This is a genomic window from Citrobacter sp. Cpo069 (genome assembly GCF_030332785.1).
Lineage (GTDB): Bacteria > Pseudomonadota > Gammaproteobacteria > Enterobacterales > Enterobacteriaceae > Citrobacter > Citrobacter portucalensis.
The window spans coordinates 239,692-254,239 of record NZ_JAOWHD010000060.1; the positions used below are offsets into that span (position 1 = coordinate 239,692).

Annotated in this window: 12 protein-coding genes; 1 reads left to right on the top strand and 11 read right to left on the bottom strand. The window is 53.7% G+C overall.

The features are described 5' to 3' along the window. Window positions 1-167: 167 nt before the first annotated feature. The 9 genes from flhE to tar all read right to left on the bottom strand — a co-directional run bounded on the left by flhE (window position 168) and on the right by tar (window position 10,241). Window positions 168-560, bottom strand: a complete 393-nt coding sequence (gene flhE, locus OGY08_RS19935) for a flagellar protein FlhE (RefSeq protein ID WP_125362616.1) — start codon at window positions 558-560, stop codon at window positions 168-170. After that, on the bottom strand, window positions 560-2,638 hold the full coding sequence (gene flhA, locus OGY08_RS19940) for a flagellar biosynthesis protein FlhA (protein ID WP_003833865.1): 2,079 nt from the start codon (window positions 2,636-2,638) through the stop codon (window positions 560-562). Before flhA ends, flhE begins: the two co-directional genes overlap by 1 nt. After that, entirely contained in the window at window positions 2,631-3,782 is a 1,152-nt protein-coding gene (gene flhB, locus OGY08_RS19945; RefSeq protein WP_003833866.1) for a flagellar biosynthesis protein FlhB, read from the bottom strand. The genes flhA and flhB overlap by 8 nt, the downstream gene beginning before the upstream one ends. A 158-nt stretch (window positions 3,783-3,940) precedes the next feature. Continuing rightward, window positions 3,941-4,585, bottom strand: coding sequence for a protein phosphatase CheZ (cheZ, locus tag OGY08_RS19950; RefSeq protein ID WP_003034659.1), 645 nt, complete (start codon window positions 4,583-4,585; stop codon window positions 3,941-3,943). Window positions 4,586-4,595: 10 nt separating this feature from the next. Then, complete coding sequence (cheY, locus tag OGY08_RS19955; protein ID WP_003034656.1) at window positions 4,596-4,985, bottom strand: chemotaxis response regulator CheY; 390 nt, start codon at window positions 4,983-4,985, stop codon at window positions 4,596-4,598. A gap of 17 nt (window positions 4,986-5,002) precedes the next feature. Beyond that, the gene (locus OGY08_RS19960; RefSeq protein WP_125362617.1) at window positions 5,003-6,052 is read right to left on the bottom strand and encodes a protein-glutamate methylesterase/protein-glutamine glutaminase; all 1,050 of its coding nucleotides are present in this window, start codon (window positions 6,050-6,052) and stop codon (window positions 5,003-5,005) included. Further along, on the bottom strand, window positions 6,049-6,921 hold the full coding sequence (gene cheR, locus OGY08_RS19965; RefSeq protein ID WP_032943796.1) for a protein-glutamate O-methyltransferase CheR: 873 nt from the start codon (window positions 6,919-6,921) through the stop codon (window positions 6,049-6,051). Before cheR ends, OGY08_RS19960 begins: the two co-directional genes overlap by 4 nt. A gap of 19 nt (window positions 6,922-6,940) precedes the next feature. Next, window positions 6,941-8,542 (bottom strand): methyl-accepting chemotaxis protein IV, encoded by a 1,602-nt coding sequence (gene tap / locus OGY08_RS19970; RefSeq protein WP_125362619.1) that lies wholly within the window; start codon window positions 8,540-8,542, stop codon window positions 6,941-6,943. A 43-nt stretch (window positions 8,543-8,585) separates the two neighbouring features. Then, window positions 8,586-10,241: a methyl-accepting chemotaxis protein II gene (tar, locus tag OGY08_RS19975; RefSeq protein WP_125362620.1), complete on the bottom strand. Its 1,656-nt coding sequence runs from the start codon at window positions 10,239-10,241 to the stop codon at window positions 8,586-8,588. A 406-nt stretch (window positions 10,242-10,647) separates the two neighbouring features. On the opposite strand from tar, the gene OGY08_RS19980 reads away from it, so the two are divergent. Beyond that, entirely contained in the window at window positions 10,648-11,907 is a 1,260-nt protein-coding gene (locus OGY08_RS19980) for a dicarboxylate/amino acid:cation symporter (RefSeq protein ID WP_057068900.1), read from the top strand. 76 nt (window positions 11,908-11,983) lie between these two features. On the opposite strand, the gene cheW is transcribed toward OGY08_RS19980, so the two are convergent. Together cheW and cheA are read right to left on the bottom strand one after the other, a co-directional pair. Beyond that, window positions 11,984-12,487 (bottom strand): chemotaxis protein CheW, encoded by a 504-nt coding sequence (gene cheW, locus OGY08_RS19985; RefSeq protein WP_003034638.1) that lies wholly within the window; start codon window positions 12,485-12,487, stop codon window positions 11,984-11,986. Between the two features lie 20 nt (window positions 12,488-12,507). After that, complete coding sequence (cheA, locus tag OGY08_RS19990) at window positions 12,508-14,544, bottom strand: chemotaxis protein CheA (RefSeq protein ID WP_057068897.1); 2,037 nt, start codon at window positions 14,542-14,544, stop codon at window positions 12,508-12,510. Between the last annotated feature and the right edge of the window lie 4 nt (window positions 14,545-14,548).

Genomic DNA, 14,548 nt, shown 5'->3' on the forward strand with positions numbered 1-14,548 from the left:
AAACCTTTCTATTTCTGCCAGAAGGATTCGTGAAATGGCAAGAATGCAAAGAGTCCGGCAACGTACGTCACTTATTTTATAAAACGGCGTTTCTATTTAATTGAATGAGAGACTGGAATGTTGAAACAACCAGCAGTTTCAACTGCTGGTCTGAATGACGGAGGGTGTTAACGGTAGTTCACAATCACCTGATTGCTCTGAATGCGTAACGCGGGGATCAGGCGACCACCGCCGGGGACCTCCCAGACAAAATGCATCGGTTCAATGGCCGGAACGTTATTGAACCCGTTGGTGGTCCCACTTTGCCCGTCCAGTTCGACACAACGGGACTGAGAACATAAACGCACCCGCAAACCTGCGGGCGTGGGGCCATTCAGCTCATAGCGCCAGGCCACCAGCGTCATCAAGCCTGAGACCGGCTGGCTGGGAACCAAAGGATCAGACGAGGCTGACTGGCCACGGTGATTTAAGGTGATCCCCATTCCGCTTGCCTGCCAGGCTCCTTCTCCGGCAGCCTGCGCCATCAGAGGAAAAAACAACAACCACAGTAACTTTCGCATTATTTACCTCCAATGGTCGCCGTCATGCGGATATGGCGGTTATCGGAAAGCTCCATGTTCGATAACACCACCAACTGCGGGATGCTGCGGCGTAAAAACCGCGCCAGTAACGGACGTAACGCGTGATTAACCAGCAAGACCGGCGGCGCGCCCAACATTTCCTGTCGGGACAGCGCTTCCTGAGTCTGGGCCAGCAGTCGGTCTGCCAGCCCAGGCTCCAGGCCGCCTCCGCCCTGCAGCGCTTGCAGCAGCAAACGCTCGAGTGGAGTATCAAGACCGATAACCTGAACCTCTTCATTACCCGGGAACCACTGCTGAGTGATGGCACGTCCTAACGCAACACGGACGACCGCGGTAAGCTCGTGCGGATCGTTTTGCAGCGGCGCATGTTCCGCCAGCGTTTCAAGAATGGTGCGCATATCGCGAATCGGTACTTTCTCATCCAGCAAGTTCTGCAGCACTTTATGCAGCGTGGTGAGCGTCACAACACCCGGCACCAGATCTTCCGTCAGCTTCGGCATCTCCTGCGACACACGATCCAGTAGCTGTTGCGCCTCCTGACGGCCAAACAGCTCAGCGGCGAACTGCCCAATCAGGTGGTTTAGATGCGTAGCGACAACAGTACTGGCTTCAACCACCGTAAAGCCCTGAATCTGCGCCTGTTCCTTCAATGCGCTTTCAATCCAGATAGCGTCCAGTCCGAACGCCGGATCGACCGTTTTCTCACCCGGCAGCGACCCGGCGGCAGTACCCGGGTTAATAGCCAGCCAGCGTCCCGGATAGGCGTCACCGCTGCCAATTTCTACCCCTTTCATCAAAATTCGATAGCGGGCTGGCTGCAGATCCATATTGTCTCGAATGTGTACCACCGGCGGCAGGAAGCCCATATCCTGGGCAAATTTCTTACGAATACTGCGAATTCGCCCCAGCAACTCGCCATCCTGTTGAAAGTCCACCATTGGGATCAGGCGGTAACCAACCTCCATGCCCAGCGAATCTTCCAGTTGCACGTCGTTCCATGTGGCTTCCACCACGGAGTTGTTTTCCGGCATTTTCACCGGCTGCGGTTCATCCGGCGCTTTTTGCTCACGACCGCGCATCCACCATGCCAGAGCCAACAATGCGGCAGTAAACATCAGAAACACCAGGTTCGGCATGCCCGGAACCAGACCCAAAAGTCCAAGTACCGCCGCACTGAGCAACATGACGCTGGGGTTGCTGAACAGTTGGGTCACCATCTGTTCGCCTACGTCCTGGTCGGTACTCACGCGGGTCACGATAACACCCGCCGCGGTAGAGATAACCAGCGCAGGAATTTGTGCCACCAGCCCGTCACCGATGGTCAGCAGGGTATAACTTTCCGCAGCGCTGCCCATGCTCATACCATGCTGCAACACCCCAACTAACAGACCGCCGACCACGTTGATTACCATGATCAAAATACCAGCGATGGCATCTCCACGGACGAATTTACTCGCACCGTCCATTGAGCCGTAAAAATCCGCTTCCTGGGTCACTTCCGAGCGTCGTTTTTTAGCTTCATCTTCGCCAATCAGACCGGCATTTAAATCTGCATCAATCGCCATCTGCTTGCCGGGCATACCATCCAGAACGAAGCGCGCGCCAACCTCGGCGATACGCCCTGCACCTTTGGTGATTACCATAAAGTTAATGATGACGAGAATCACGAAGACCACGATGCCGATCGCAAAGTTACCGCCCACCAGGAAGTGACCAAAGGCTTCAACCACCTTCCCCGCCGCCGCCGCGCCAGTGTGTCCTTCCATCAAAATGATACGGGTAGACGCGACGTTCAGCGCCAGACGTAATAATGTGGTAAACAGCAAAATCGTCGGGAATGCGGCAAACTCCAGTGTACGCTGGGTGAACATCGCCACCAGCAGCACCATGATCGACAGCGCAATGTTAAATGTGAACAGCAAATCGAGGACGAAAGCCGGCAGCGGCAGCACCATCATCGACAGAATCAGCAGGATGAGGATCGGTCCGGCAAGGATTTGCCATTGCGTGGATTTCAGGTTGCTGGGCAGACGCAGCATCGCGACCAGATTAGCCATCAGTATTCTTCTCGTTCATGAAATCCAGTGCTTCTGGCACCGGAAGGTTTTCAGGTTGTGGTGGACGTTTGCCGCCAGCCAGACGCCAGCGTTTTAGCTGCCATACCCATGCCAGTACTTCGGCAACGGCGGCGTATAATTGCCCCGGTATTTGCTGACCAATTTCAGCATGGCGATAGAGCGCACGCGCCAGTGGCGGCGCTTCTAATGTCGGGACACGGTGCTCTGCGCCAATTTCACGAATGCGCAACGCAACCAGCCCGGCCCCTTTCGCAACAACTTTCGGCGCACTCATTTTGTTCTCGTCATACTTCAACGCCACTGAGTAGTGCGTAGGGTTAGTGACAATAACGTCTGCTTTCGGCACATCCGCCATCATGCGACGCTGAGCGGCCGCGCGCTGCATTTGACGTATTTTGCCTTTAACGTGCGGGTCACCTTCGCTTTGCTTAAATTCATCGCGGATATCCTGACGCGACATACGTAGCTTTTTCACATGGCTATAGATCTGGAAAAAGACGTCGAACCCCACCATCGGAATGACGCCAAGTACCACCAGAAGTGCACACATACCGACTAAATCCAGGGCGTTGCCCATCGCCGTAATCGGTGACTCCGCCATCAGACGCATCATCGCTGGCCAGTTATGCCAGAGATAAAATCCGGCCACGCTTCCCACCAACGTGGACTTCAGTATCGCTTTGAGCAGTTCTGCGCCGGTTTGCGCGGAAAACATGCGCTTAATGCCCGGCAACGGATTCAGCTTAGAGAATTTGGGTTGCAGGGATTTACCGCTGAAAATCAAGCCGCCAAGCATCACCGGGGAGATTAAAGCCACCAGAACGACGCCGGTAATCAACGGCAACAGCGCAATCATCGCGTCTTTAATCAGCAGGATGATTTGGCTGAGGATCAGATTCGGGTCGTTAACCATGCTATGGTCAAAACGTAATCCGGCCGACAGCATGCCAGCCAGCCTGCGGGCAAGCGACTCCCCACCAATCCAGATAATGCACACACCCACCAGCAAAATAAGCAGTGAGGTTAGCTCTTTGGATCGGGGGATCTGCCCTTCTTCCCGCGCTTTTTCAAGTCGGTGGGGTGTGGGGGCTTCTGTTTTGTCGTCGTCGCTTTCTTCTGCCACGCATCAGACCCTGGATAGAGATATAGGCGAGAATGATGCCAGAACAGCTATCCAGCAATGGGAAGAGTAAGCGGTAAAAAAGACGGGATTTATGGCTTTAAGCAGAATTGCGCGTAAGCCGGATGAGAGGCCCACGCCTCACATCCGGCAAATACGCATCAGAACCCGAGGCTATCCAGCAGGTCGTCAACCTGATCCTGACTTGCTACTACGCCGGCTTTCGAGGCGTCAACCTGCGGGCCGTTAAGCAAGCTTTCGTTTTCACGTTTTGGACGTGCGCCCTGTTCCGGAATGTTTTCCAACAGAACCATCAGCAGCTGACGTTCAATCTCCTGGATAACATCCATCATGCGCTTGATGACCTGACCGGTGAGATCCTGGAAATCCTGCGCCATCATGATGTCCAGCAGCTGGGCATTGGTAAAGCTGGTATGTCCAGGCACATCACCAAGGAACTGACGGGTATCGGTGACCAGTTCACGAGCATCGGACAGTTCGATCGGATTTTCGAACCATTCATCCCAGCGTTTAGTCAGGTCTTTGGCCCCTTTTTCCATCGCGTCCTGATGCGGCTGCGAAGCTTCTACGCTGTTTAGCGCACGCTCCGCCGCCTGCGCGGTCATCTGCACAACATAATCGAGACGATCGCGGGCATCAGGAATCGCTTCTGCCGCTTCGGCAATGGCCTGATCCAGCCCCAGTTCACGCAGGCTGTCGCGCAGCATTCGGGTCAAACTGCCGATGCGCGCGATGATGTCCCCTGCAGAGTGTTCGTCAGCAGGTTTAATTTGTGGTTGCATCATCATCACACCCTCACATGCCCAGTTTCTCAAAGATTTTATTCAGTTTTTCTTCCAGCGTCGCCGCCGTGAACGGTTTCACGACATAGCCACTGGCACCTGCCTGTGCTGCCGCAATGATGTTCTCTTTTTTCGCTTCTGCCGTGACCATCAGCACCGGCAGAGAAGCCATCCCGCCATCGGCACGGATGGTTTTCAGCAGTTCCAGTCCATCCATGTTCGGCATGTTCCAGTCAGAAATAACAAAACCGAATCCCCCAGCCTGCAGCTTGTTCAGCGCATCCACGCCGTCTTCAGCCTCTTCAACATTGTTGAATCCCAGCTCTTTAAGCAGGTTACGCACGATGCGACGCATGGTGGAAAAGTCATCCACAACCAAAAACTTAAGCTCTTTATCCGCCATAAAAATAAACTCCTGATTCAAATACGTATTGCCTGTCCGGCACTAATTTTCACCAGCATTTGCTGGCTCACCTGGCTAAGATCGACCACTTCGCTTACGCCACCCATATTGATGGCCTCGCGCGGCATGCCGAACACCACACAACTTGCTTCGTTTTGCGCAATGGTCCAGGCTCCCGCCTGATTCATCGCTAACATTCCGGCTGCGCCATCGTTGCCCATACCGGTCAGGATCACCCCGACGGCATTGCGCCCCGCATGTTTCGCCACCGAATGGAACAGCACATCCACTGAGGGCCGATGCCGATTAACCGGCGGACCGTCATGAATTTTGATTTGATAGTTCGCGCCGCTGCGCGCCAGTTCCATATGCTTGTCGCCCGGCGCGATATACGCATGCCCCGGGAGTACGCGCTCTCCGTCTTCTGCCTCTTTCACGGTTATCTGGCACAGTTTGTTCAGACGTTCGGCGAACGAACGGGTAAACCCTGGCGGCATATGCTGGGTAATAAGAATACCGGGGCTTGAAAGCGGCAATGGCTGGAGTACATGGCGAATTGCCTCTGTTCCTCCGGTTGACGCCCCAATCACCAGCAGCTTTTCCGAACTGAGTAACGGCCCTGCTTTCAAGGTCGTCGGTGCCGCCATGGGCTTATGGGCCGCCAGTTTTGCGCGCGATGCGGTGCGGATCTTTTCAGCAATCATCTCGCTATACGCCAGCATCCCTTCGCGGATCCCCAGTTGCGGTTTGGTGACAAAATCAATCGCCCCCAGTTCCAAGGCCCGCAGCGTGACCTCTGAACCTTTGCTGGTCAGTGAAGAAACCATCACCACAGGCATTGGACGCAGGCGCATCAACTTCTCCAGGAAGTCGAGGCCGTCCATGCGCGGCATTTCCACGTCCAGCGTCAGGACGTCGGGATTGTATTTTTTGATTAAATCCCGGGCGACCAACGGATCCGGCGCCGTCGCCACCATTTCCATATCACTGTGGCTGTTAATAATTTCGGTCATGATTTGACGCATCAATGCAGAATCATCTACCGACAACACCCTGATTTTACTCATGCTTTATCCTTACCTGGCGCATGCGCATACACGGTCTGTCCACGCAGGCTAAACTCGCGCACAAGGTTGCTAAAGTTTTCTGAATGACCTGCAAACAGCAGCCCGTCAGGTTTAAGAAGTGGAACAAAACGGTGCAAAATGTCCTGTTGTGTCGTTTTATCGAAATAGATCATCACGTTACGACAAAATATGGCATCAAAAGGGCCAGGCACGTTGTACTGCTTATCCAGTAAGTTCACGCTGGAAAATTCAACATGACCTGCCAGTTCCTGCCTAACGCGTACCAGTCCTTCATGCGGCCCGGTGCCGCGCATGAAATAACGCTGCAACTGCTGGGGTGACAGCGTCTTTAGCTCATCGAGGCGGTAAATGCCGTTTCTGGCCTTTTCCAGTACTTCGGTATCAATGTCGCTGGCAAAAACGCGCCAGCGGCCCGGTGCCATACCTAAGGTATCGGCAAGCGTAATCGCAATGCTGTAGGGTTCTTCTCCGGTTGACGCCGCCGCGCTCCAGACGCGGTATTCACCGCTGCGCCGACGAGCGTGATCTGACAGCACCGGAAAATGATGCCCTTCGCGAAAAAACGCGGTCAGGTTGGTAGTCAGGGAGTTAATAAAAGCCTGCCACTCAGCACTGTTCTGGTTAGCTTCCAGCATGCTGAGATAGCGACCAAAGTCATCCAGCCCCAGGGTACGCAGTCGACGAACCAGGCGGTTATAAACCATGTCCCGCTTATGGTCGGCCAGTACGATCCCCGCACGCTGGTAGATTAATTGACATATCCGACGAAAATGCGCGTCAGACAGCGCGAGGCGCTGTGTCATCTGTAACAATAATGACGTTTGCCCGGAGGGCAGAGATGATGTCATAGCGCCTTCTCAATCACATTCAGGATACAACGGGCGCAACCTGCGGCTGCGCCAACTCTTGTTTTGCTACGGTTTGTTCTTCAAGTTTAAAAAATGCGACACAGGCAGAAAGATGATCGGCCTGCGTCGCAAGTTGTCCGGCGGCGGATGCGGCTTCTTCCACCAGCCCGGCGTTTTGCTGCGTCACTGAGTCCATCTGGCTGACGGCCTGCGCCACCTGCTCAATGCCTCTGCGCTGTTCATCGGATGCCGAGGCAATCTCGCCCATAATGTCGTTAACTCGGGTCACCGAACTGACAATTTCCGTCATAGTGCGCGAAGCCATATCCACCAGCTGCGAGCCCTGATGCACCCGGGTGACAGACTCCTCAATGAGCCCCTTAATTTCTTTCGCCGCCTGCGCGCTACGGCTTGCCAGATTGCGCACTTCACCCGCGACGACGGCAAAACCACGCCCTTGCTCCCCCGCCCTGGCGGCCTCAACCGCGGCATTCAACGCCAGGATGTTGGTCTGGAAGGCAATGCTGTCAATCACGCCGATGATGTCGCCGATTTTCTGCGAGCTGGCAGAAATCTCATGCATGGTGCTGGCGACCCGGGACGTCTGCTCGCCACCTTTATGCGCTGTGTCTGCCGCACTTTTGGCGATTCCTGACGCCTGGCGCGCATTATCAGCGTTCTGGCCGACGGTGGCGGTCAGTTGCTCCATGCTGGCCGCCGTTTGCGCCAACGCGGCCGCCTGCTGTTCGGTTCGCGAAGATAAATCGTTATTGCCCATCGCAATTTCTGAAATACCGCTATGCATGGCAGAGCTGCCCTGACGAACGTCACTTACCGTTTCGCGTAACGCCTTTTGCATCTTCTGCAGGCTGGCAAAAATGGCCGAGATCTCATTGCGCCCATAAACCGCTATCGGTCGTGCCAGGTTCCCCGCGGCAATACTGTCGAAATGGCTGCCAATAATCGCCAGCGGCTGAACGATCATCTTGCGCGACCAGAACAGCGCACCGCTGGTGAGCAGTGCCGCCAGTACCACCATGGTGGCGAAAATCACCCCCGACATATGGTAATTTCGCTGGCTCTGATCGCCTGCCGTTTGTAACACGCTGTCGATGTTGCTCTGCCAGGCATTCACATTCGCATCAAAAGCATCCTGAGCCGCCTGCACCGGCGCGGTCAGAAAATCTGACAACTGATTATTTTCAAGCCAGGTGGCCTGATGCGCGAGAGCGCTGTGCCACTGGCTGAAACTATTCTCCGTTGCGCCAAACAGCGCCTTCCCTTGCTCCGTCGAATCCGACGTCGCCATAAAGCGTTTAAACATCAACTCAGACTGCGCCAGGCTATCGCGCGCGAGGGTCATCAGCGTTTTGATGTCCTCTGGCGGATAGCTCAGGGCGGTCAGCGTCCCTGCCTTATTAAGGGCCGTACTGGCCTGTAATAACACAGCGCGGGTTTGGGCCAGCGTAGCGCGTTGCTGATTACTCCGTTCGACCTGATTCAGGTTCTGAAAACCGTCCCGAAATGCCCAGAAGGACAAGCCATTACTGCCAATCTGCAAAACACCGCAGAGGATTAAAATCAAAAACAGCGTGGTCGAAATTCGAATACGATTAAACATCAACGCTCCCATCGGGCGGCACTGGCCGCGGTTTAACTATCAGTCAAAATGTTTCCCAATTCGTATCTTGTTCAATGCTCTGGCGCGGATAGGATGCGCTCGGGGCTGCTGGTAATCGTGTATCGCGTGGTTTTGTCGAGGCCGGACGTGACGCAAGACGGAAAGTCGATACCGACTGCGTTAAGCGACTGGCCTGTTCTTCAAGAGCGGCCGCTGCGGCAGCTGACTCCTGTACCAAAGAGGCGTTCTGCTGCGTAACGCGATCCATTTCAGAGACCGCGAGCGCAACCTGATCAATCCCCCGGCTTTGCTCATCAGATGCCGAGGCAATCTCGCCCATAATGTCGGTCACCCGCGTCACGGCATTGACGATGTCGTTCATTGTTTCGCCGGCGCTTTCTACCAGTACGGAACCGGTATCAACCCGGGAAACGGAATCCTCAATTAATGCTTTGATCTCTTTCGCCGCCTGCGCACTGCGGCTTGCCAGATTACGCACTTCACCCGCCACCACGGCAAAGCCGCGGCCTTGCTCACCGGCGCGTGCTGCTTCAACTGCCGCGTTCAGTGCGAGAATGTTGGTCTGAAAGGCAATGCCATCAATGACGCTGATGATGTCGGCGATTTTCTTCGAGCTATCGGCGATTTCGTGCATGGTGTTCACCACGCTATCAACCACTTTGCCGCCATGCTGCGCGGTATCGGACGCGCTTTTCGCCAGTTGCGAGGCCTGACGCGCGTTGTCCGCGTTTTGCTTCACGGTTGCGGTCAGCTGTTCCATGCTGGCAGCGGTCTCTTCCAGTGCAGACGCCTGCTGTTCCGTACGAGATGAAAGGTCAGTGTTTCCGCTGGCAATTTCGCTGGTACCGGAATAAATCGCATCAGAGCCTTCACGCACCAGAGTGACGGTTTCCGTCAGCGAGCGCTGCATATGATCAACCGTACTGGCCAGCTCGCCGATTTCGTTACGGCCACTAACGGCGAGAGTTGCGGTCAGGTTACCGCTGGCGATTTCCCGGATATGGGCAATGACACGGGACAGAGGATTAAGCAGGGTATGACGGATGCCATACCAGACCACCACCAGAATCAGCACCAGCACCACGGCCAGCACGCCAAGCTGCCATTGGGCGAAATGGTAATCCCGCGCGCTTTGATTAAATGCCTGGACGTAAAGCTTTTCGCTAACGCTGGCGTACTTGCCCAGCGCCTCGCCGAGCGCGTTTTGCATTCCCTGCGTAGGCTGCGCGAAGTAGGCGTCCATATTGCCGCTTTCCAGAAACTGAACCAGTTCTGCCAGGGCCGCATGGTACTGCTGATATTTTTCCTCAACGTTGCCGCTGGCTTCTGCCATTTCCGGCAACGGTGTGATGTTTTTAAATTTTTCGTAATGCGTTTCAGCCTGCGCCAGCGATGCTTTCGCATTCTTCAGCAGATCGTTTTTGGCGCTGCTTTGCTGGTTAGATGCATCCATCATCATGCGCGCAGAAGAACGGCTTAAATTGATTCGTGTCTGCAGCATCAGATCCCATGTTGAGGTGAGTTCACTTTGCTGCTGTCGAAGATCGTTAGAAATAACAAAACTTTGCTGATTCTGCTGCAATGAAGAAAACAACAGACCACCGGAAACAAGCTGTAGCAGTGCGAAAACCCCCAGCACCATCATCAGCATTGTGACAACGCGGATACGGTTAAACATAAGGCACCTTCCTGAAAACGAGTTATCAACGTTATCGGCACTCGCTGAGATAACTTTACGTTTGCGAAAAGGAAATCCTGAAGGGATGTGAAGCCTGGCGAGGGGAAGATAAAACGGGTGTGCAGCAACCACAAATCATTCACATAAAAACACCATAATTATCATGTAAATAACATTTATTTTCATCGGTGAGCACGGTCAGAATGGCCGAAATACGCATTTTTATGTGATTGAGATCACACATACGCATCGTAAATACCACAACAAAATGGATAAAAAATTAAAAAAAGTTGTATCCGTTTACGCTTTAATCCAATTTATATGATGAATACCTCGTTACCACTTAATAAGTATAAAAAATGAGTAACCGATCAATAAATGTTAAATCCTTACTGAGGGCTTTTTAGTGGCAAATGCAAACAAACTCACGTTGTTTATCGTGATCTTCATGCTGGCGGGGATCCTGTCGGGTGCGGTGATCCACTCTTATGCCTCCCCCGGCGTCGTGACCGCCTGGGCCGATAACATTACGCTTCTTACCGACATCTTTTTACGCCTGATTAAAATGGTGATCGCGCCTTTAGTATTCAGCACCCTGACCGTTGGTATTATGCGCCTGGGAGAAACGTCCACCATCGGTCGTGTGGGCGGCAAAGCGATGATCTGGTTTATCAGCTCTTCTATACTGTCTATCCTGGTCGGCCTGTTTGTGGTTTCCCTTGAGCAACCCGGCAGCGGGCTGAACCTGGCGATCCCGCTGGAAACCACCGACACCGGCCTGGCCGTGGGCGGCATGAGCCTGAAAGGTTTTCTGACACATACCATTCCAACCAGCATCGCCGAAGCGATGGCTAACAATGAGATCCTGCAAATTGTGGTGTTCTCAATGTTCTTCGGTATTGGCGGCGCATCCCTTGGTGAGAAATTCAACGCCCCGCTGGTTGCGGCGCTGGATGTGGTTTCCCATATTATGCTCAAAGTGACCGGCTACGTGATGTACGTTGCGCCGCTGGCAATTTTTGCCGCCATCTCCTCTGTTATCTCTACCCAGGGTTTGGGGATTCTGCTCAACTATGCCTCGTTCATCGGCGGCTACTATGTGGCTATTTTGCTGACCTGCCTGGTTCTGCTGGCTGTGGGTTATGTGATGCTAAAAAAAGAGGTATTCCGCCTGGTGAGCATGCTGAAAGACCCGGTTCTGGTCGCCTTCACCACCAGCAGTTCCGAAGCCGCTTATCCGAAAACGCTGGAGCAATTAACTAAATTTGGCTGCTCACCCAACATCGTGTCATTCGTGCTGCCTATCGGTTATTCGTTTAACCTGGTCGGTTCCATGGTCTATTGTTCATTTGCCTCCATGTTTATCGCGCAGGCCTATAATATTCACCTCTCCTTCGCAGAAATCACCGTCCTGATGCTGACGCTGATGCTGGCGTCCAAAGGGATTGCCGGTGTGCCGCGTTCAGCACTGGTAGTGCTGGCTGCAACCATCCCGAGCTTTAACATTCCGGTCGCCGGGATCCTGTTGCTGATGGGAATTGACCACTTCCTGGATATGGGACGTTCAGCAATCAACGTATTAGGTAACGGGATTGCAACGGCGATGCTGGCGCAGGATGAAGGTTTACTGGAAGAAGAACCGGAGCTGGTTGAGCGGGAAGCGTAAGAGGGAAATCTGCCGGATGCGCTACGCTAATCCGGCCTGCAACAGCAATCATTGTAGGCCGGATGAGTTATGGCGATTATGCGACGTGGGAAGCGGCAATATCCAGCAGCGCCATTTCTTCGCTGTTCAGCAGCTTCTCAATGTTGACCAGAATCAGCATCCGGTCACCCAGCGCACCCAATCCCGTCAAATATTCCGTCGACAGCGTGACCGCAAACTCCGGTGCCGGACGGATTTGATCCGTTGTCAGCGACAGCACATCCGAGACGCCATCTACCACAATTCCAACCACCCGCTGACCCAGATTCAGCACAATCACCACGGTGTTTTCATTGTAATCCACATCGCTCTGGCTAAATTTCACGCGCAGGTCGACGATAGGCACAATCACACCACGCAGGTTTGTGACGCCTTTGATAAACGCAGGCGTGTTAGCGATGCGCGTCACCTGATCATAACCACGGATTTCCTGCACTTTCAGGATATCGATACCGTACTCTTCATCCCCCAGCGTAAACACGAGGAATTCCTGACCTGACGGTTCGCCGGCCAGTTTAGTTACATTACTCATACCGGTCATATTATTCCCTTCTCACTCAATCAGGCGGCTGTGATCGCCACACGTTGTTCGCGGTTTAACCCCTGCAATGCAGAGACATCGACAATCAGCGCGACGCTGCCGTCGCCGAGGATCGTTGCAGCAGAAATACCTGGCACTTTGCGGTAGTTGCTTTCCAGGTTTTTGACCACTACCTGGTGTTGGCCAATTAACTGATCGACCAGCAGCGCATAGCGACGCCCTGCACTTTGTAAAATGACCACTATGCCCTGAGTCGCTTCAGTTTTAGCGCCTTCAACCTCAAAGACTTTCCACAACTCAACCAGCGGTAAATATTCGCCACGCACTTCCAGAACGCGCTCTCCTCCGGCCAGCGGATGGAGATCTTCTTCGCGCGGTTGCAGCGATTCCATAACGGCATTCAGTGGCAGAATGAAGACCTCATCGGCCACACGCACGGACATCCCGTCGAGGATCGCCAGCGTCAGAGGCAGCAGAATGCGAATAGTGGTCCCCTGTCCCTGTTTAGACTGGATCTCAACATGGCCGCCCATCTCCTGGATATTTCGCTTCACCACATCCATACCCACGCCGCGTCCGGAAACATCCGTCACCTGTTCGGCAGTCGAAAAGCCTGGAGCGAAGATCAACATACCCACTTCGTCATCACTCATGTTTTCGTGGATCGGCATGCCCTGAGAGACAGCTTTAGCCAGGATACGTTCGCGGTTCAGGCCAGCGCCATCATCGGTCACTTCAATACAAATATTCCCGCCCTGATGCTCTGCGGAAAGCGTCAGATTGCCGATTGGGCTTTTGCCGGATTCAAGGCGTTTTTCCGGCAGTTCGATACCATGGTCGAGGCTGTTACGCACCAGGTGCGTCAACGGATCGATGATGCGTTCAATCAGGCTCTTATCGAGTTCGGTTGAACTACCTACCTGCGTCAGCTCGACCTGTTTACCCAGCTTACCGGCCAGATCGCGCACCAGACGAGGGAAACGGCTAAACACGTACTCCATTGGCATCATACGAATCGACATCACCGACTCTTGCAAATCTCGGGCGTTACGTTGTAACTGACCCATACTGGTGATGAGATCGCCATGATTGACAGGATCCAATTCGTTAGAGCGCTGGGCCAGCATCGACTGGGTGATCACCAACTCGCCAACCAGGTTAATAAGCTGATCAACCTTTTCAACCGCTACGCGGATACTGGTCGACTCGCTGGCGCGGGCGGGTTTTTCACGTTCCGCGCGGCTATGTGGTGCTTCACTGGCGGTAGCTTTCACCGCAGGTGCCACAGCAACCGGCTGCGGTTCAGTGACAACTGCCACCTCTTCAGCTTCAACTGCCACAGGCGCTGCGCTGACGGTTTCGAATTCAATTTGGTCAGCTTCAATCACAAAGCAAAGCACCGCGATGATGTCATCTTCTGCGAGGTTGCCATCAAGCGTTGCTGATAACGTGTCGCTTCCTTTTACCACATCGGTTAAGGTCGCCAGATTCCCCAGTTCCTCTTCCAGTAAATCCACTTCGCTGGCTTTCAGACGCGAGAGAGTAATGCGTTTTTTGCTCTCTTCACTGGCGGGTTCAGGCTTTGCAACCGCCTCTTCCTGCATCGCGGCGCTGTCAACAACGCTAAGTTTTGCTGAGTTAACAACTGCCGGTGCGGTTTCACCTTTCGCTTCGAGCGCTAACTGCCGTAACGCCTGGCAGATGTACTCAAAACTGTCGGCATCAGGCTCCACTGAGCTTTTATAGGCGTCGAGCTGTTCCTGCATAATATCTTTCGTTTCCAAAAACAGGTTGATAATGTCGGCATTGAGCTGCATCTCGCCACGCCGCGCTTCATCCAGCAGGTTTTCCATCAGATGGGTCGTTTCCTGCAAAATGGTAAAGCCGAAGGTGCCCGCCCCGCCTTTAATCGAGTGCGCTGCACGAAAAATGGCATTCAGCTGTTCGGAATCCGGGGCTTCAGGAACCAAATCAAGCAGGTGTTGCTCCATATCAGCCAACAGTTCGTCAGCTTCATCAAAAAATGTCTGATAAAAATCGCTAATATCCATGCTCACGCTA